Origin of the sequence: Cognatiyoonia sp. (assembly GCF_965661665.1) — a bacterium.
In the GTDB taxonomy this organism is placed as follows: Bacteria; Pseudomonadota; Alphaproteobacteria; order Rhodobacterales; family Rhodobacteraceae; genus Cognatiyoonia.
This window is the reverse complement of record NZ_CBFIEO010000001.1, coordinates 173,670-191,355: the sequence shown is the minus strand read 5'-3', so window position 1 is coordinate 191,355 and position 17,686 is coordinate 173,670. Positions and strand designations below refer to the sequence as shown.

The following is a 17,686-nucleotide window of genomic DNA, read 5'->3' as shown; positions in this document are numbered from 1 at the left end:
TTATCCTTTCACTGACCCAGCGGTAAGGCCGCGGATGAAGTACTTGCCTGCGACGACGTAGACGAGAAGTGTGGGCAGGGCCGCGATGATCGCAGTGGCCATATCCACGTTGTATTCCTTCACGCCTGTGGTCGAATTTACGATGTTGTTGAGCGCTACGGTTATGGGCTGTGTCCCTGCCTGACTAAACGAAACGCCAAACAGGAAATCGTTCCAGATTTGGGTGAACTGCCAGATTACTGAAACCACGATGATCGGAAGGCTCAGTGGCAGGAAGATTGACCAAAAGATACGGAAGAACCCTGCTCCATCGACCTTGGCTGCTTTGGTCAACTCTGATGGGATCGACACATAGTAGTTCCGGAAGAATAGTGTCGTGAACCCAAGGCCATAAATCACATGTACGAAAATCAGTCCTGGGATCGTACCTGCGATGCCCATGATACCCAAAAGCCGCGCCATAGGGAGCAAGACCACCTGAAACGGAATAAAGCATCCAAACAGCATCGCGGCGAAGAACAAATTTGACCCCCGGAAGCGCCATTGGGCGACGACGTAGCCGTTGAGAGCACCAATTAGGGTTGAGATAAGAACAGCAGGAACTGCAATAAGGACCGAGTTCCAAAAGAATGGGCGAACACCCTCACATTGAATGCCAGTACACGCTTCAGACCAAGCTGTAACCCACGCATTGAAGGTAACTTCGCGAGGGAGAGAAATCAGGTCGCCCGTACGGATTTCTTCAAGGCTCTTCAGTGAGGTCGTGACCATCACAAAGAGCGGCATCAGATAATAGAGCGCAAAGAGGCCAAGAATAATATAGAGCAGCCAACGGAGTGCGATTTTGCCATAGCGACTTTGGCTGCGGGCGGGATGCACGGCGAGATCAGTCATTTTTCGCCCTCAGTTCAGAGTAAAGGTATGGGACTACAATCGTAAAGACGACAGCCATCATGATCATGGCGGAGCTTGCAGCTTGCCCAATGTCACCACGGGAAAACGCCATCGCGTACATATAAGTGGCGGGTAGGTCTGAGGCGAAGCCAGGGCCACCTCCTGTGAGCGCGATAACAAGATCAAAACTCTTGATCGCAAGGTGTGACAGTACGATGAACGCGGATAGGAAGATCGGCGCCATGGAGGGGATAATGATCGCCGTATAAACACGCAACGTCGGAATGCCATCAACCTGAGCGGCGCGGATAATCTCTGTATCGACGGAACGGAGCCCAGCCAAGAACAGCGCCATCACGAAACCCGAGCTTTGCCAGATGGCGGCAATGACAATCGTGTAGATCGCCATGTCGGGATTCACCAACCAATCGAACTTGAAATTCTCAAATCCCCATCCTTTGACGGTTGCTTCGATGCCAAGGCCCGGATTTAAGATCCACTTCCAAGCGGTACCCGTGACAATCATGGAGAGAGCCATCGGATAAAGATAGATTGTGCGGATCGCCCCTTCTGTTCGGATGTTTTGATCCAAAAGGATCGCAAGCAGCAGCCCGAGGATCATCGAGATCACAATGAAGAGGGCGCCAAAAATGAACAGGTTGGTCATGGCCACGTCCCAACGCGGCGCAGCGAACAGTCGCTCGTACTGAATAAAACCGTGGATGTCGTACTTTGGGAGCAGCTTTGACCGCGTCAGTGAGACCCACGCCGTCCAGGCTATGAAGCCGTAAACAAAAATGAGAACGGCTATGAAAGATGGCGCAAGGACGACTTTCGGCAGGTGATCTTCAAGCCATTTTGTCATGGGATGCTCCTAAGTCGCTGCCTGCACCCCCTCTGGGAGAGATGCAGGCAGCCAGTTTTCGAAGGATCAGAAGCTGTTGGCGATAGCCGCAGCCAGTTGCTGAACTGCCTCTTCCGACGACATGTCGGAGTTGAAGTGCGAAGTCACAACATCAGTGATCGCGCCCGACTGCGCACCGCGGAGGGCCATGCCGTGCGCATAGCTTGGCAGGAGCGAACCCCCTTCAGAACTTGCAGCCATATCCTCGGCTGACAGATGCGCGCAGCTGTCGAACTCATCTAGAGCGACGTCAACCCGTGCTGGGATTGAGCCCTTGTTGAGGTTGAACACCTTCTGGAAGCTCTGACCGACAATCAACTTGGCCAGAAGCGCCTGACCGGCCTGATTGTCTTCACCGTCTACGTCAAACATGGCAAAGCTATCGACGTTATAGAGAAAGCCCTCACCTGGAACAGAAGCACACAGGAAATCTTCACCTGGTGCCTTGCCAGCCGCGAGGAATTCACCCTTGGCCCAGTCACCCATAATCTGGAACGCAGCTTCACCATTCATGACCATCGCTGTTGCCAGGTTCCAGTCACGACCTGGGAAGTTCGGGTCAACATAGCCGCGTAACGTGCGCATCTGGTCAAAGACCGCAATCATTTCAGGCGATGTCAGAGTTGCCTCATCAAGCTCAACGAATGCCTTATGGAAACCGTCCGGTCCAAGAAGGCCAAGAGCGACAGCCTCAAAAACGGTGGCGTCCTGCCAAGCCTGACCACCATGGGCTAGCGGGATAATTCCTGCCGCTTGCAGCTTTTCTGCAGCCGCGTTGAACTCGTCCCAAGTTGTTGGCATTGCGATGCCATTTACTTCCAACACATCGGCGTTTGCCCAGATCCAGTCGACACGGTGTACGTTGACCGGTGCTGCGCACCAGGTGCCTTCACACTTCATGTGACCTGCAATCGACGCAGGCAACACATCGGCCCAGCCTTCGGCTTCAGCCACTGATGAGATGTCAGCCAAGACGCCTTCTTCGTACCATTCCTGAATGGCAGGCCCTTTCAACTGAACTGCAGTTGGCGCGTTACCAGCCAGAACTCGAGCACGCAAGGCGCTCATTGCGGCATCACCACCACCGCCTGCAACAGGCATATCGGTCCACGTACCACCATTATCTGCAAACTCTTGCTGCAAAACAGCAACCGACTTTGCTTCACCGCCGGATGTCCACCAGTGCAGGACTTCGGCTTGAGGCTCAGCCACCACAACGCTGGCCGACATGAGGGCAACTGAAGATACAGCGCAAAAGACATAGTTTTTCATTTTCGGTTCCTCCCGTAAGGACAATGAGGCTGGCCGTGAGCCGGCCCCTTTACGTGGCATGGTTGTGGACTGACGGTTGGATGCCATGCAATTGGCGCAATCCAGTTATTCAACCCATAGGACCACAAAGTCAGCCGTTTTGTTACCGGCTGTTACCTGAGTCTTGATTTTGTTGCACAGTGTTACATAGGGACAGGCGCAGCGCTGTCCGGAGGGGAGGCTCGCGTGACAATTCCAAGATTGCTTGTAGTCGACGACGACGTTGAACTGCGACAGATGCTGACCCAGTTCCTTCGGCAGAATGGATGTATTGCACTACCCGCCAGTAACGAGGCCGAGATCCGCAAACATTTGGCAGCGGGCCGGATCGACCTGATCCTTCTCGATGTGATGTTGGGGGACGAAAGTGGTGTAGAAATCTGCGCCCGTTTGCGATTGGAACAATCGGTGCCGATCATTATGATCTCTGCGCTATCGGCAGATAGTGATCGGATGGCCGGTTATTCGGTCGGGGCGGATGACTACATCGCAAAGCCCTTCAATACCGAACTGCTCTTGGCGCGCATTCGCGCCGTTTTGGCGCGGGCACGGCGCACGTCGTCTCTAGCACATCGACGCAAGATGGCGACCTTCAGTTTTTCAGGTTGGGTCTACGATTCAAAGCGCGACGAAGTCATATCACCCGAAGGTTTCCAAGTGTCGCTCTCTCGCCGTGAAACGATGCTACTTCAAGCGCTTCTAGCCAACGCACGAATTCCACTGACACGACAGGAAATCGCAGTTGCACTAGATGTGACGGGCGAAGGGGAGAAAACGTCTGACGCCGAGGGCCGCGCGATAGACGTCCTGGTAGGCAGGCTCCGCGCCAAGATTGAAAAAGACCCCAAGGCGCCCGACATGCTCCGAACAGAACGTGGAGTCGGGTATGTCTTTGCCGTAGATGTCGTCACTGAGGATGACGGATGAACACTCTTGCAAGCCTACGCATTGGCGGTACGTTTCTTGTGATGTCGGCATTTTGGCTTGGCCTCATTGCTGCAAGCCTTTGGTTTACATCGAATGCACGTTGGACGGCCCATCTAAACGATGCAAGATTTGCTGGTGCTGTTCTCTATGAAAGCCTGGAATCAAGCGGCACACCACCCCAAGGGATCGACATCCAAACTCTTGCCCCCGCCGATCAGGCCCTTGCGGCGACGGGACGTTTTGAGGCGATTTCGGATGTGCCTCAATCGGCTCGGGTCACGAATTTCTCGATCCGGCCCAGCCCGACAGGCGGGCGGACCGCAAACCCCCTGACCGTTGCCATTCTTTCGTCTGATCTGCGCTATCCACTGGCGAATGTCTCAACACGATCTGGTCAAACTTCAGCAGAAACCCTAGGTGCACTCACCTCGCTTTTGGCAACATATTGCAGCAATCCTGTTCTGATCGCCCAGTTAGGCGAAGGGCCTTGGGTCAGAATTGAGGGGCAGCAGGTTTGGAACTGTTCAGTGGCACCAAAAGACCTAAGGCTCTTCGCGGTAGCGTTAGCTTTGGTATCTGTTGGTATTCTCACAACGATAGTCCTCAACAGTTCCGCCCAATTCCAAGGTTTCGCGCAAATGCTGCGCGCGCGTAACAAGATTGGCGGTCCTGAATCCTACGAAGCAAATGGACCATTTGAACTTCGGGACATCGTTTCAGCAGTAAACGGCTATCTGGAGGTCGAACGGGACAGGCTCGCCGAACGTGTTGCAGTTTTGTCGGGTGTCAGCCACGATTTGGGCACGCCGGCAACACGCCTGAAACTCCGAACTGCACTCATCCAAGATAGCGAGCTTCGGGCAAAACTTGAATCCGATATTGACGCAATGACGGGCATCATCGAAAGCGTTCTGACATACACGCGAGCGGAACTTGACGCCGAGCAACCACGGCGGATCTCGCTCACCTCACTTATAGAGTCCGTTGTGGCAGACTATCAGGACGTGGGGAGCCCAGTTGAGTTTCATGCGGCAGAAAAGGTCACTATCGAGGGCGGTCAATCGGTTTTCATGTCTCGCCGAGGCACGAGGACCCTTCCACCAGACGACAAAGTCGTCGTGAACGCGCGTCCAGTTGCGCTTAATCGGGCTGTCTCCAACTTGATTGACAACGCACTAAAGTATGGTCGCCGCGCCAAAATTGGTCTGGAAAAAGACGCCGACAGCGCTGTCATCACCATCGAGGATGAAGGCGGAAGCATGACCATTCAAGACATCGAAGACCTGATGGCCCCGTTTAAGCGCGGAAGTAATACGAAGCTCATTGGCGGTCATGGTCTCGGACTAACGATCGTATCGACCATCGCAAAGATGCATGGTGGATCACTGAAATTCGAACCGGCCGCCAACGGAGGTCTGTTGGCTAAGATCACCATACAAAGGCAGTAACCCCCAGCTCGTACTACTGGTTCCTAAACCAAACGGCTCACACAATATTCAGGGTAAATGGCCGAAAACTCTCTGGGCAACGGCGCGTCTGCGCGCGAGGGGCAAGGGCCATCACTGAAGTGTCGGAGTTGTAGTGTAAGGCTTTGGCACTCCCCGTTATTCAACGCACTGACACAAGGTCCCTCGACACTTTGTTTCGCTGAATGTCTCCCTGAAAAAACAAAAGGCTCAGCCATATTCGGCTAAACCTTTGATTTTAGTGGTGAGCCGTGTAGGATTCGAACCTACGACCCACTGATTAAAAGTCAGTTGCTCTACCAACTGAGCTAACGGCCCACTAGGGGCGCTCTCTACGAAGCAGGGTGCATCTGGTCAACCCCACAAATGGGAAAGATGCTGGATAAGTATCTCTGGTTTGCTTATATGCGCCAAGATGGCCCATAATCCGCAAAATATCTTGCCTTTCATGAAGATGCATGGCCTCGGAAACGACTTCGTTGTTGTGGATGAGCGGGGAATCGCGCCGCGTGTGGATGCGGATTTGGCGCGCGCGATTGGCGACCGGCATCGAGGCGTGGGATTCGATCAATTGACAGTCCTGTCGGACACCGACAAGGCCGACGTGCATCTGACGTTCTGGAATGCCGATGGGTCCACATCCGCGGCTTGCGGGAACGCCACACGCTGCATTGCACGGCACCTTTTTGCGGAGACCGGCAGGACAGAACTGTCACTGACCACCGACTTCGACCGCCTCATTGCCAAGGACGTCGGCAATGGCCTGACCGCCGTCAACATGGGGCACCCCCAGTTAGAATGGTCGCAAGTCCCGTTAGCGCAAGAAATGGACACGCTCGAACTGCCGATTGAAGGCGCACCGACCGCCACAGGGATGGGCAACCCGCACTGCACTTTCTTCGTGGAGGATGCGGGGGCTGTCGATCTGACCGCGCGCGGTGCAGAGATGGAGCATCACCCCCTCTACCCCGAACGCACCAACGTGCAATTCGCGCATGTGGTCGGACCGGATCATCTCAGAATGCGGGTCTGGGAACGTGGCGTGGGCATCACGCTCGCCTCCGGCTCGTCAAGCTGTGCCACGGCCGTTGCCGCTGTGCGGCGGGGTCTGACAGGACGCGACGTACGGATTGATCTGGATGGCGGCAAGCTCGACATATCATGGAGCGACGATGGGGTCTGGATGACAGGCCCAACCGCCCATGTCTTTGACGGTGTTTGGCACCTCACATGATCAAAGCCCCAATCTTTTCCAACCACGGCTGTCGGCTCAACGCCTATGAGACCGCCGCGATGAAAGAGCTGGCCGAACAAGCGGGCGTCGACAATGCCGTTGTCATCAACACGTGTGCGGTCACGTCGGAAGCGGTCCGCAAAGCCAAACAAGACGTGCGCCGCCAACGCCGCACCAATCCCGACGCCAAGATCATCGTGACCGGTTGCGCAGCACAAACTAATCCCGCCGCCTTTGCCGAAATGGCAGAGGTCGATGTTGTCATCGGCAACACCGAAAAGATGGACCCAAAAGTCTGGCAAGGGTTTGCGGGCAACCTCATCGGTTTGACCGAACCCGTGCAGGTCGACGACATCATGTCGGTCACCGAAACCGCAGGCCATCTGATCGATGGTTTTGGTACCCGCAGCCGCGCCTATGTCCAAGTACAAAACGGCTGCGATCACCGCTGCACTTTCTGCATCATCCCTTACGGACGCGGCAACTCCCGCTCTGTTCCAGCCGGTGTGGTCGTGAATCAAATCAAACGGCTGGTGGATAAGGGCTTTAACGAAATCGTGCTCACTGGCGTCGACCTAACAAGCTGGGGCGCTGATCTGCCCAGCGCGCCGAAACTTGGCGATCTTGTGATGCGCATCCTGCGCCTTGTCCCAGACCTGCCCCGTCTTCGGATCAGTTCCATCGACTCCATCGAAGTGGATGAGAACCTAATGCATGCCATCGCGACCGAGGCGCGTTTGATGCCGCATCTGCACCTGTCACTGCAGCATGGCGACGACCTGATCCTAAAACGCATGAAGCGGCGGCATTTGCGCGACGACGCGATCCACTTTTGCGAAGAGGCCCGCAAAGTCCGCCCAGACATGACCTTCGGCGCTGACATCATCGCGGGTTTCCCGACGGAGACGGACGCGATGTTTGAAAACTCCCTGAAGCTGGTCGACGATTGCGATCTCACGTGGCTCCACGTCTTCCCCTATTCTCCGCGCCCCGGCACACCAGCGGCTAAGATGCCACAGGTGGCAGGCCCCACGATCAAGGCACGCGCGGCAAAACTCCGCGCCGCAGGCGAGGCGCAAGTGACTAAACACCTCACCGCGCAGGTTGGCCGCGCCCATCACATCCTGATGGAAAACCCGCGCATGGGCCGGACGGAACAGTTTGCGGAGGTTGTCTTTGACACCGACCAGATCGAAAGCAGCATCGTAGAAGCTAAGATCAAATCGGTCGCCGACACCCAGTTGGTCACATGAGTATGCCGATATTCTGGAGCTTTCGCCGCTGCCCCTACGCCATGCGGGCGCGGCTGGCTGTGCAATGCTCTGGCGTTGCCGTTGAGTTGCGCGAAATCCTTTTGAAAGACAAACCAGCCGCGTTTCTGGACACCTCCACCTCTGCCACAGTGCCCGCCTTGAAAGAAGGTGATCTGATCCTCGACGAAAGTTTGGAGATTATGTTCTGGGCGCTCAACAAGTCCGATCCGTTGGGTTGGCTTGCGATGCCGGAGGGCGGCCATGACCTCATTGCCGAGTGCGATGGCCCGTTCAAATCGGCCTTGGATCACACGAAATACGCCGTACGCTATCCCGATCTCGATGAGACGGAAAAGCGGGCGAAGGCTTCCATCTTCCTCCGAAAGCTCAACACGCTCCTGGCTGAAAAAGCATATCTCTTAGGCAACAATCCGAACCTTGCCGACATGGCGATCCTGCCCTTCGTCCGACAATTCGCCAACACGGACCGCGCTTGGTTCGACGCACAAGACTGGCCCGCCCTCATCAGATGGCTCGACCGATTCTTAGACAGCGCCGAATTTGCGGCCATTATGACGAAATACCCACCTTGGGTTCCAGATCAGGAGCCTGTTGTCTTCCCAAGCTAGGATCACCTCATGCAGCTCATCATGTCGTCCACCTCCCCCTTCGTTCGGAAAATCCGTGTGCTAACGCGGGAGGCGAAATTGACCGATGTGGTGGAAGAGGTGACAGTGGTTACAACTCCCCTTGCATCCGCCGCCGAAGCCCTCGCCGCCAATCCGTTGGGCAAAATCCCCACTTCGGTCCGCAATGAAGGCCCAACGCTATACGACAGCAGCGTGATCAGTCGCTATCTCGATGACTACGCCAACGCCAACCTTTATCCCGCGTCCCGCCTGTGGGAGGTGCTGACCTTGGAGGCGACAGGCAATGGCATTATGGAGGCGACCGTTTCGATGACTTATGAGGCACGCCTCCGCCCAGAAGCGCAGCAATCACCTTACTGGATTGAGGCACAGTGGAACAAAGCCACTCGCGCCCTCGACGCTCTTGGCGACCGCTGGCTCAGCCACCTCGAAGGACCGCTGACCATGGGGCAAATTTCTGTCGGATGCGCATTGTCCTGCCTCGACTTCCGGCATGATGCACGCGGATGGCGCGAAGGACGCGAAGCACTGGCCAATTGGCACGCAGGTTTCGCCGCACGCGACAGTATGACTGCAACGACGCCTGGATAATTAATAGCGGTAGTTCACACCAAAATTGATCGCATTGGTGAATATATCCGTCTCCAACGTGCCGCCGTCGCGCAGACTGACGGAATTGCTAGTGTAGGTGCCTTTGTATTCCCCGAACACCGACCATTGGTCGTTGATCGGATAGCTCGCCCCTGCGAGCCACGTCTCGGCAACGCCAGTCAGTTGATACTCAAACGTTTGCCGCCCGAGGTAAGTCACCTCCACGCCAGGTACCGACAGGCCAACCCCCGCATCAACATACGGCGTGACGTCGCCAAACTGCTGCGGCCAGCGGCGATAGGCGTTGATCTTCCATGTGTTTAAACTGTCAGTGAATTTCAACGCGCTATAGCCAGGTGGAAGCTCTGCTTCGATCGGGTAGGTCTTGTTGTGTGCGTAATCCAGACCCCAACCAGACGTCTCAGATTGCCAATTAGTGATCCGAAACCCAGCATAGAGCGGCCACTCAAACGATAGCCCCTCCCATGCGATATTGAAGCCACCGTCTGGAAGCACACCGTCGCCCCAAACAGAGATGTCAGAGGGCGGCGCTTCCTGAATGCCTGTGTAAAAGCTCGACTCAATCTCAGAATGGGCGGCGACGGGAAAAGTCAGTAATAGAAAAAGGACGATATGTTTCTAAAGGCAGGCTAGCACGCTGCCCTAAAAACTGAAACTCACACCCACATTGATGGCGTTGGTGATAACATTCGTCTCCACCGTGCCGCCAGTATCAAGCTCACCCGTATTCATGGTGTAGGTGCCTTTGTATTCGCCGAACACAGACCATTCGTCATTGATTGGATATTTCGCACCGGCGATCCACGTCGCAGCAGGGCCAGTCAATTGATAACCTAGCGTCGTTGAGGAACCAGAGATCACCTCAACATGCGGGACAGACACACCGACACCGCCGCCGACGTAAGGCGTGATCTCACCAAGCGCGCCATCCCACCGTTTATAGGCGTTCACGGTCAACGTGTTCAGACCATCGGTGAATTCCAACCGCTCAATCGTTGGCGGCAGCTCACCCTCTTGCGGGTAAATTTTGTTGTGCGTGAAATCGACACCGTAGCCAAAGGTCGGCGTGTTCCAAACCGTTGCGCGAATACCGTAGTAGGGGGGCGCTTCGAACGATTTTCCTTCCCACCCAATGAAGACCTTCCCATCAGGAATCACGGAATCACCCGAAAAGAACACGTCTGAATGCGGCGCGTTCTGCGCACCACCATAAAGGCTCAACTCAACCTCGGCCAAAACCAAAGAAGGGAGCAAAAACGCAAGCGCGCAAAGGGATGATGTCCAAGTTTTGGTCATTCCACTGATATAGACGTCTTGTGTGATTTAACAATGCTGGTTGTGACGGGAAACCGTTCACAATTACGAGGTTAGTCGATGAATTCCCACGTGTCAGCCCCATCAAAATGCCTAACCTTGATATGTGCAATGTCTTGCAGGTCCACCATCGCCATATTCTCTGCCACGCGGTCATGAGATTCGGCACTTGCCTAACGACTAATGCGTCGTACAGCCGCAAGTGGCGCAGTTGCCGAAAATAATCTCACGATCGCCCCAAAGGTATTCAACCATCTCTCCTTTCTCGTGAAATTCCAAATTCGACCGCTCCGCATGCACCCAAAGCGAGCGATAGCAGCGACAAATGCTGCAATTACAACTGACAAGCCGCTCTGTCCGGCCCCTGTAGGTGAATTTGATCGCCCCACAATGACAGCTTCCATTGATGCCAGATTGTCCCATCAAGATTCCTCACATGAACGTAATGGCCCTGCGCCCGATTGTCCGCTGGACGAGTCTAGATTCCAACGCTAAATAGCCCCCAAATGGAACTCGGTTTGCCGATTACCGTTAAAACGTGTGGGCCTCTGAGCCCCGAAACTAGCCGGAGATGTATCTCGTGTCACATGCAGACGACCATCAAGGGACGCGCCGCGATTTCCTTTATTATGCAACCGCCGGAACAGGCGCAGTTGTCACAGGCGCAGCCGTTTGGCCTTTGGTCAACCAAATGAACCCATCCGCTGACGTGCAAGCATTGGCCTCAATCCGTGTTGACGTGGCCGACGTCGCACCCGGCACACAGCTGACAGTTCTGTGGCAAGGCAAGCCTGTCTTCATCCGCCACCGCACTGGTGAAGAAATTCAAGCGGCAATGGCCGACGACTCCATCGTCGACTCTCTGCCTGACCGCGACGCACGCAACGAAAACCTCGCGGCTGAGGCGCTCGCCACCGACGCAAACCGCACGATCCCATCGCCTGAAGGCGAAGGCGCGGGTGCGTGGATCGTTCAGATGGGTGTCTGCACACACTTGGGCTGTGTGCCTTTGGGCGACGGTGCTGGCGATTTCGGCGGTTGGTTCTGCCCATGCCATGGCTCGCACTACGACCTGTCCGGTCGGATCCGCAAAGGTCCAGCGCCGCGCAACCTCGAAATTCCACCTGCCGCCTTCGTTGACGGCTCGACAATCGAACTCGGTTAAGGAGACAGTCTCATGGGCGGTATTCCCCACGACCATTACGAACCGAAGTCCAACTTCGAAAAGGGCATGGCCAAGCGCCTGCCAATCGTCGGACTTCTCTATGACACCCTGATGATCCCAACACCCAAAAACCTGAACTGGATGTGGATCTGGGGCATCGTTCTGACATTCACACTGGCGCTTCAGATCATCACCGGCATCGTGCTCGTGATGCACTACACGCCTCATGTCGACATGGCGTTCACCTCTGTAGAGCACATCATGCGCAACGTGAACGGCGGTCACATGATCCGCTACTTCCACATGAACGGCGCATCGCTGTTCTTCTTTGCAGTCTACCTGCACATCTTCCGTGGTCTTTACTATGGCTCCTACAAGGCTCCGCGCGAAGTCACATGGATCATCGGTATGCTGATCTACCTGCTGATGATGGGCACAGCCTTCATGGGTTACGTTCTGCCTTGGGGTCAGATGTCCTTCCACGGGACAGCGGTGATCACCGGCCTCTTCGGTGCGATCCCGTTCATCGGTGACAGCTTGCAGACCTGGTTGCTCGGTGCATCCTCTGTCGGTCAGCCTGCGCTGAACCGCTTCTTCAGCCTGCATTATCTGCTGCCGTTCCTGATTGCGGGTCTCGTGATCGTCCACATCTGGGCATTCCACACGACAGGCAACAACAACCCAACAGGTGTCGAAGTGCGCCGCACCAGCAAGGAAGAAGCTGCGAAAGACACGCTGCCCTTTTGGCCATACTTTGTCATCAAAGACCTCTTCGCACTGGCGATCATCCTTGTTGTCTTCATGGCAATCGTTGGCTTCATGCCAAACTACCTTGGCCACCCAGACAACTACATCCCAGCGAACCCACTGGCGACACCAACGCACATCGTGCCTGAATGGTACTTCCTGCCGTTCTACGCGATACTGCGTGCCTTCGATAACGAAGTTTGGGTCGTCATCGCGGTAGAGTGGTTGTCCTTCGGCATAATCGACGCGAAGTTCTTCGGTGTTCTGGCGATGTTCGGTGCGATCGTTGTGATGGCGCTTGCCCCATGGCTTGACACATCTTCCGTCCGCTCAGGTCGTTACCGTCCCATGTTCAAATGGTGGTTCGCGCTGCTCTGCGTCGACTTCATCATCCTGATGTGGGTCGGTGCGATGCCGGCGGAAGGGATCTACCCATATATCGCCTTGATCGGTTCGACCTACTGGTTTGCCTACTTCCTGGTAATCTTGCCACTCCTTGGCGTGATCGAGAAGCCGGATACACCACCAGCTACGATCGAAGATGACTTCAACGCTCATTATCCGGCGAAAGCCAACGGCGGTGACGCCGTGGCTGCACCGGCTGAGTGAGAAAGGACAAAAGACTGATGTTCCGTAAACTCACACTCGCAGCAGCACTGGCGCTCTCCGCGCCAGCTCTGCACGCCGCCGGTGCCGAAGCACATATCGAAGACTTCGACTTCTCGTTCGAAGGTCCCTTCGGTAGCTTCGACCAAATGCAGCTTCAGCGTGGTCTGAAAATCTACACAGAGATTTGCTCTGCCTGTCACGGTCTTGAGCTTGTGGCCTTCCGCACACTCGCGGATGAAGGCGGACCAAGCCTGCCAGAAGATCAGATGCGCGCCTATGCTGAATTCTACGAAGTGTTCGATGAAAAACTCTTCGACGGTGAAGGTGACTTCCGCACAGCAACGCCTGCTGACAAGTTCCCAGCATCCGCGTTGTCAAACGCACCTGACCTGAGCCTGATGGCGAAGGCGCGTGCGGGCTTCCACGGCCCGTACGGCACAGGCATCAATCAGCTGGTCAAAGGCATGGGCGGCGCTGAATACATCGCCTCCCTCCTCGTGAGCTACGAGGAAGAGCCTGAATGCGCCGCCAACATGGAAGTCCCAATGGACGGCTTTTACAACTCAGCCTTCCCAAACGGCGGCTACCCAGATGAGTGTAAATACGAAGACGGCTCTCACAAGTACCCAGGCAGCTGGATCTCCATGAGCCAGCCACTCGACGACGGTTGGGTCGAATTTGATGACGGTCATGCAAACGATCTGCACCACATGGCAGAAGACGTTGCAGCCTTCCTGATGTGGACGGCAGAGCCAAAGATGATGGCGCGCAAGCAGGCTGGCCTCACTGGTGTGATCTTCCTGACTGTCTTGTCCGTCTTGCTCTATCTGACGAACAAGAAACTTTGGGCACCACACAAAGGCAAAGACTGAACTTAGTCAGCCACAGAATTTAGAGAGGCCTGCTTTTCAAAGCGGGCCTTTTTTCGTTGGGACTTGAGAAGCCAGCCGCACACCGTTAGACCAATCCGGCAAAGGAGAGCACCCATGTCGATCAACAGTTTTGGCCATCTTTTTCGCTTCACCACATGGGGTGAAAGCCACGGGCCCGCTTTGGGTGCGACGGTCGATGGGTGCCCACCCGGTGTCCCGCTCGAAGCAGCGATGATCCAACAGTGGATGGACAAACGCCGCCCCGGTCTCAACAAAAACACAACACAGCGGAATGAACCGGATGACGTGAAAATCCTGTCCGGCGTGTTCGAAGGCCAGACAACCGGCACACCGATCCAACTGATGATCGAAAATACGGATCAGCGGTCCAAAGATTACGGCGACATCGCCAATACCTTCCGCCCCGGTCACGCCGACATCACCTACCACCAGAAATACGGCATCCGTGACTATCGCGGTGGTGGCCGCTCCTCCGCCCGCGAAACTGCTGCACGGGTGGCCGCAGGGGGCGTGGCGCGTGAGGCCATCCAAAAAATCGCCCCAGGTGTCCAGATCAAAGGCTACATGACCCAAATGGGCACCAAGCAGATCGACCCCGCCAAGGTGGATTGGGAACAGATCGACCAAAACGATTTCTTCTGCCCTGATGCGGACGCCGCCGCCGAATGGAATGACTACCTCGCGTGGCTGCGCAAGGACGACCACAACTCCGTCGGAGCCATCATCGAAGTGGTCGCGCGTGGCGTACCCACAGGAATCGGCGCGCCTGTTTATGGCAAGCTCGACACCGACCTTGCTGCCGCGATGATGTCGATCAATGCTGTGAAAGGCGTCGAGATTGGCGAAGGCATGGCCGCAGCAGCGCTGACAGGCCGCGATAATGCCGATGAGATCTTTTTGGGGAAAGATGGACCGGAATATTCCTCAAACCACTCAGGTGGCATCTTGGGCGGCATCTCCACCGGTCAGGACATCGTGGTACGGTTTGCTGTGAAGCCAACCTCCTCCATCCTCAGCCCGCGCAAATCCATTCGCATGGATGGCACCGCGACCGAGGTGATCACCAAAGGCCGCCACGACCCCTGCGTCGGTATTCGTGCCGTGCCGGTTGGCGAGGCAATGTTGGCTTGCGTTATCCTCGACCACCTTCTGCTTGACCGTGGTCAAACAGGCGGCGAACGCGGACAGATCGGTTAAGCGCCGGCGTTCAACGCCGTATCCAACAGCCCCTGAATGTCGCCTTGGGATGTGCGCGCGACGAGGCGGCCCAATTCTTCTTCGCCCTTCAAAACCACGAGCGTTGAGCGACGCGGGATGTTTAGCTCAATGGCCAAATCGCTGTCGCTGTAGACATCCCAATCGACGCGAACAAAGGTGATGTTTTCTTCATAGGCGGGGTTTTCTTCCAGCAGGGCGGACAGCACCCGCTCTTGTGCGCGGCAGGTGGCGCACCAATGCGTCGCGAAGTCGATGAACACCGTCTCCCCCGCGGCCAAACGCTCTTTCACCAAACCGAGTGTATATTCCAACCCAATCGCATGGGCGGCGGCAGGCAAGGCTGCGACTGCAGCGGCTGTGGCGATAAATGTACGACGATCCATGATGATCTCCTTTTTCAGAAGCGGACAGACAAGTCTTGGATCCAGTAAGGGATATGGTCCAACAGCCAAATCTCCGCATATTTGTGAAGGTCGAAAAGCAAGGCGAGCCCGACAAGGACAAAAATGACCCCCATCAGTGGCCGCGCCTTAGTCGAAATACGCCGCATCCAATAACGGCGGGATTGGATGACGTTTTGAGCCCCATAGGCTAGCAAAACGATAACGGTGGATATGCCAAGCGCGAAGGTCAGCATCGTCATCGCGGCCCACAACAGGCTTTCGCCTGAGGAGGCGAGCGCAATCGCCCCACCCAGCGTCGGCCCGACACAAGGCACCCAAACAGCACCCAGCAACAGCCCGCCAAGGAACTGCCCTCGCATTCCAGTGCGGTCAATTTCATCGAGCCCCGCGTCCGCCCGCGCAGCCACGCCCGCCGTCGCTGTCGCAAACCATTCCGCAAAGCGCGGCACGAGCAGCACCAGCCCGAAGGCGACCATCAGCATCGCCCCCGCCTGCGCAACGACCAGCTCATCAATGCCAAGCGCACGGCCAAACACCGAGACGGTCATTCCGACGTTCACGAATGACAGGCTCATCCCCACAGCGAGAACGACCGGCCCCGTACGCCCCGCTTGCAATGCCGTTGCCAAAACAATTGGAAGCACCGGCAAAACGCAGGGATTAATCAAGGTGAAAACGCCTGCAAGATATCCAAGAACTAAATCCATCGCCGCGACCCTAGCGATGCATCCCTGCCCGCGTCACGCGAAATGAGGTTACAAACGGTCACTTCACCGTGGGTTGCTTCGACAGGTTCACAGCCAAAATACCTGCCATAATGATCACCACACCGATGATATCACTCATCCCCAATTGCTCTCCCAAGAGCGCAGCGGCGATGGCCACGCCGAAGAACGGATTGAGGAAATGGAAGGCTGAGGCTTTCACCGCACCCACGCGCCCAACGAGGTAGAACCACGTCACCGTCGCAATCAGCCCGGGGACCAAAATGGTATAGATAAACGCCACGATCAGTTGCCATGACCATGTGACACTCAACGTCTCCAACATCAGTGCGGGCACGACCAACATGGCGCTGCCCATCAGCATCTGAAGACCCACGATCATCAGGATATTCCCGCCCGACGACGCACCCCTGACCGCCAGCGTCGCCACCGCCAATGACACAGCCGCGATGCAGCACAAGACCACGCCAAAGACGTCGACACCGCCCTGCAACCGCGCGCCCATGATCAGGCCCACCCCTGCAAATCCAGCCACCAATCCGATGATCCCCAGCGGGCGCACCTTTTCCCGAAACACGACCCATCCCAAGAGCCCGACAATCAATGGAAGCGACGACGCGATGATAGAGGCCAATGACGCCTCAACCGTCTGCATGGCGAAGAAATTCAGGCCGAGGTAGAGCGCGTTCTGACAGATACCAAATACGACAACCAACACCCATTGCATCAGCGTCAAACGCGCCGATTGGCCTAGCCCATAGGCCAGCGCAACACCGATCAATCCCGACACCAAAAACCGCAAAGACAGGGATGCCATCGGAGGTGCATAAGCCACGATTACGCGGGCAGATGTAAAGGCCGATGACCACATCAAAGCAAAGGCCACACCCATCACAACCGCTTTGATGTCCACCGCTTCCCCCAACGAAAAAAGGCCGCCTTAGAAAGCGACCTTTTAGTAAACTCAAACTGAACGCAAGGCTCCGCGACGATTAGTCGTTCACGCTGTCCTTCAGTGCTTTCGCAATGGTCATCTTGACCACTTTGTCTGCATCTTTCTTGATCTGCTCACCTGTGGCTGGGTTGCGGACCATACGCTCTGGACGCTCGCGGCAGTAAATCTTGCCAACACCTGGAAGCATTACAGCACCACCACCGGATACTTCGCGTGTGATGATGTTCACGATGGATTCAAGCGCGTTGGATGCGCCTTTTTTGTCCATGCCAGATTCTTCAGCAAGCGCTGTTACGAGTTGCGCCTTAGTCATTGGTTTCGCCATTTTCTGGTCTCCCTTCTATGCCCGACCTATTGGGCCTCATACGCATATTTAACGGCATATAGTGGTCCACCACAATCATT

Annotated in this window: 19 protein-coding genes and 1 tRNA gene; 10 read left to right on the top strand and 10 right to left on the bottom strand. The window is 55.8% G+C overall.

What is annotated here, in order from left to right:
* The 3 genes from ACTF5F_RS00960 to ACTF5F_RS00950 form a co-directional block, all read right to left on the bottom strand.
* Positions 1-894, bottom strand: a complete 894-nt coding sequence (locus ACTF5F_RS00960; protein ID WP_438955010.1) for a carbohydrate ABC transporter permease — start codon at positions 892-894, stop codon at positions 1-3.
* Entirely contained in the window at positions 887-1,759 is an 873-nt protein-coding gene (locus tag ACTF5F_RS00955) for a carbohydrate ABC transporter permease (RefSeq protein WP_438955009.1), read from the bottom strand. Before ACTF5F_RS00955 ends, ACTF5F_RS00960 begins: the two co-directional genes overlap by 8 nt.
* 66 nt (positions 1,760-1,825) lie before the next feature.
* Positions 1,826-3,070: an ABC transporter substrate-binding protein gene (locus tag ACTF5F_RS00950; RefSeq protein ID WP_438955008.1), complete on the bottom strand. Its 1,245-nt coding sequence runs from the start codon at positions 3,068-3,070 to the stop codon at positions 1,826-1,828.
* Between the two features lie 225 nt (positions 3,071-3,295).
* Here ACTF5F_RS00950 and ACTF5F_RS00945 point away from each other — a divergent pair, with 225 nt between their 5' ends.
* Both ACTF5F_RS00945 and ACTF5F_RS00940 read left to right on the top strand, forming a co-directional pair.
* Positions 3,296-4,036 (top strand): response regulator transcription factor, encoded by a 741-nt coding sequence (locus tag ACTF5F_RS00945; RefSeq protein ID WP_438955007.1) that lies wholly within the window; start codon positions 3,296-3,298, stop codon positions 4,034-4,036.
* Complete coding sequence (locus ACTF5F_RS00940) at positions 4,033-5,484, top strand: sensor histidine kinase (RefSeq protein WP_438955006.1); 1,452 nt, start codon at positions 4,033-4,035, stop codon at positions 5,482-5,484. The genes ACTF5F_RS00945 and ACTF5F_RS00940 overlap by 4 nt, the downstream gene beginning before the upstream one ends.
* A gap of 260 nt (positions 5,485-5,744) precedes the next feature.
* On the opposite strand, the gene ACTF5F_RS00935 is transcribed toward ACTF5F_RS00940, so the two are convergent.
* Positions 5,745-5,820: transfer RNA gene (locus ACTF5F_RS00935), tRNA-Lys, on the bottom strand.
* Between the two features lie 97 nt (positions 5,821-5,917).
* Between ACTF5F_RS00935 and dapF the strand changes: the two genes are divergently transcribed.
* From dapF to ACTF5F_RS00915, 4 genes are read left to right on the top strand one after another with little or no spacing between them, the layout of a single operon-like run.
* Complete coding sequence (gene dapF, locus ACTF5F_RS00930; protein ID WP_438955005.1) at positions 5,918-6,736, top strand: diaminopimelate epimerase; 819 nt, start codon at positions 5,918-5,920, stop codon at positions 6,734-6,736.
* Entirely contained in the window at positions 6,733-7,989 is a 1,257-nt protein-coding gene (gene mtaB / locus ACTF5F_RS00925; protein ID WP_438955004.1) for a tRNA (N(6)-L-threonylcarbamoyladenosine(37)-C(2))-methylthiotransferase MtaB, read from the top strand. Before dapF ends, mtaB begins: the two co-directional genes overlap by 4 nt.
* Positions 7,990-7,991: 2 nt before the next feature.
* Positions 7,992-8,618 carry a glutathione S-transferase gene (locus ACTF5F_RS00920; protein WP_438955003.1) on the top strand — a complete coding sequence of 209 codons (627 nt, stop codon included), beginning with the start codon at positions 7,992-7,994 and terminating at the stop codon, positions 8,616-8,618.
* Between the two features lie 9 nt (positions 8,619-8,627).
* Positions 8,628-9,230 (top strand): glutathione S-transferase family protein, encoded by a 603-nt coding sequence (locus ACTF5F_RS00915; protein ID WP_438955002.1) that lies wholly within the window; start codon positions 8,628-8,630, stop codon positions 9,228-9,230.
* Here ACTF5F_RS00915 and ACTF5F_RS00910 read toward each other — a convergent pair whose 3' ends face one another.
* Positions 9,231-9,863 carry an outer membrane protein gene (locus ACTF5F_RS00910; RefSeq protein WP_438955067.1) on the bottom strand — a complete coding sequence of 211 codons (633 nt, stop codon included), beginning with the start codon at positions 9,861-9,863 and terminating at the stop codon, positions 9,231-9,233.
* Positions 9,864-9,893: 30 nt separating this feature from the next.
* Entirely contained in the window at positions 9,894-10,547 is a 654-nt protein-coding gene (locus ACTF5F_RS00905; RefSeq protein WP_438955001.1) for an outer membrane protein, read from the bottom strand.
* Positions 10,548-11,145: 598 nt separating this feature from the next.
* On the opposite strand from ACTF5F_RS00905, the gene petA reads away from it, so the two are divergent.
* The 4 genes from petA to aroC all read left to right on the top strand — a co-directional run bounded on the left by petA (position 11,146) and on the right by aroC (position 15,176).
* Positions 11,146-11,730 carry a ubiquinol-cytochrome c reductase iron-sulfur subunit gene (gene petA / locus ACTF5F_RS00900; protein WP_438955000.1) on the top strand — a complete coding sequence of 195 codons (585 nt, stop codon included), beginning with the start codon at positions 11,146-11,148 and terminating at the stop codon, positions 11,728-11,730.
* Between the two features lie 12 nt (positions 11,731-11,742).
* Positions 11,743-13,086 carry a cytochrome b gene (locus tag ACTF5F_RS00895; RefSeq protein ID WP_438954999.1) on the top strand — a complete coding sequence of 448 codons (1,344 nt, stop codon included), beginning with the start codon at positions 11,743-11,745 and terminating at the stop codon, positions 13,084-13,086.
* Between the two features lie 17 nt (positions 13,087-13,103).
* The gene (locus tag ACTF5F_RS00890) at positions 13,104-13,958 is read left to right on the top strand and encodes a cytochrome c1 (RefSeq protein ID WP_438954998.1); all 855 of its coding nucleotides are present in this window, start codon (positions 13,104-13,106) and stop codon (positions 13,956-13,958) included.
* Between the two features lie 114 nt (positions 13,959-14,072).
* Complete coding sequence (aroC, locus tag ACTF5F_RS00885; RefSeq protein WP_438954997.1) at positions 14,073-15,176, top strand: chorismate synthase; 1,104 nt, start codon at positions 14,073-14,075, stop codon at positions 15,174-15,176.
* Here aroC and ACTF5F_RS00880 read toward each other — a convergent pair.
* From ACTF5F_RS00880 to ACTF5F_RS00865, 4 genes are all read right to left on the bottom strand, one after another.
* Positions 15,173-15,580 (bottom strand): thioredoxin family protein, encoded by a 408-nt coding sequence (locus tag ACTF5F_RS00880; RefSeq protein ID WP_438954996.1) that lies wholly within the window; start codon positions 15,578-15,580, stop codon positions 15,173-15,175. The genes aroC and ACTF5F_RS00880 overlap by 4 nt on opposite strands.
* 14 nt (positions 15,581-15,594) lie before the next feature.
* Positions 15,595-16,308 (bottom strand): cytochrome c biogenesis CcdA family protein, encoded by a 714-nt coding sequence (locus tag ACTF5F_RS00875; protein WP_438954995.1) that lies wholly within the window; start codon positions 16,306-16,308, stop codon positions 15,595-15,597.
* A 58-nt stretch (positions 16,309-16,366) separates the two neighbouring features.
* Positions 16,367-17,239: a DMT family transporter gene (locus ACTF5F_RS00870; protein ID WP_438954994.1), complete on the bottom strand. Its 873-nt coding sequence runs from the start codon at positions 17,237-17,239 to the stop codon at positions 16,367-16,369.
* A 79-nt stretch (positions 17,240-17,318) separates the two neighbouring features.
* The gene (locus tag ACTF5F_RS00865) at positions 17,319-17,606 is read right to left on the bottom strand and encodes an HU family DNA-binding protein (protein ID WP_438954993.1); all 288 of its coding nucleotides are present in this window, start codon (positions 17,604-17,606) and stop codon (positions 17,319-17,321) included.
* Positions 17,607-17,686 lie beyond the last annotated feature (80 nt).

Coding starts and splice junctions, on each gene's coding strand:
- ACTF5F_RS00905 (WP_438955001.1), bottom strand. CDS start 10,547: ATGACCAAAACTTGGACATCATCCCTTTGCGCGCTTGCGTTTTTGCTC.
- mtaB (WP_438955004.1), top strand. CDS start 6,733: ATGATCAAAGCCCCAATCTTTTCCAACCACGGCTGTCGGCTCAACGCC.
- ACTF5F_RS00955 (WP_438955009.1), bottom strand. CDS start 1,759: ATGACAAAATGGCTTGAAGATCACCTGCCGAAAGTCGTCCTTGCGCCA.
- ACTF5F_RS00890 (WP_438954998.1), top strand. CDS start 13,104: ATGTTCCGTAAACTCACACTCGCAGCAGCACTGGCGCTCTCCGCGCCA.
- aroC (WP_438954997.1), top strand. CDS start 14,073: ATGTCGATCAACAGTTTTGGCCATCTTTTTCGCTTCACCACATGGGGT.
- ACTF5F_RS00950 (WP_438955008.1), bottom strand. CDS start 3,070: ATGAAAAACTATGTCTTTTGCGCTGTATCTTCAGTTGCCCTCATGTCG.
- ACTF5F_RS00895 (WP_438954999.1), top strand. CDS start 11,743: ATGGGCGGTATTCCCCACGACCATTACGAACCGAAGTCCAACTTCGAA.
- dapF (WP_438955005.1), top strand. CDS start 5,918: ATGGCCCATAATCCGCAAAATATCTTGCCTTTCATGAAGATGCATGGC.
- ACTF5F_RS00865 (WP_438954993.1), bottom strand. CDS start 17,606: ATGGCGAAACCAATGACTAAGGCGCAACTCGTAACAGCGCTTGCTGAA.
- ACTF5F_RS00875 (WP_438954995.1), bottom strand. CDS start 16,308: ATGGATTTAGTTCTTGGATATCTTGCAGGCGTTTTCACCTTGATTAAT.
- ACTF5F_RS00940 (WP_438955006.1), top strand. CDS start 4,033: ATGAACACTCTTGCAAGCCTACGCATTGGCGGTACGTTTCTTGTGATG.
- ACTF5F_RS00960 (WP_438955010.1), bottom strand. CDS start 894: ATGACTGATCTCGCCGTGCATCCCGCCCGCAGCCAAAGTCGCTATGGC.
- ACTF5F_RS00880 (WP_438954996.1), bottom strand. CDS start 15,580: ATGGATCGTCGTACATTTATCGCCACAGCCGCTGCAGTCGCAGCCTTG.
- ACTF5F_RS00915 (WP_438955002.1), top strand. CDS start 8,628: ATGCAGCTCATCATGTCGTCCACCTCCCCCTTCGTTCGGAAAATCCGT.
- ACTF5F_RS00920 (WP_438955003.1), top strand. CDS start 7,992: ATGCCGATATTCTGGAGCTTTCGCCGCTGCCCCTACGCCATGCGGGCG.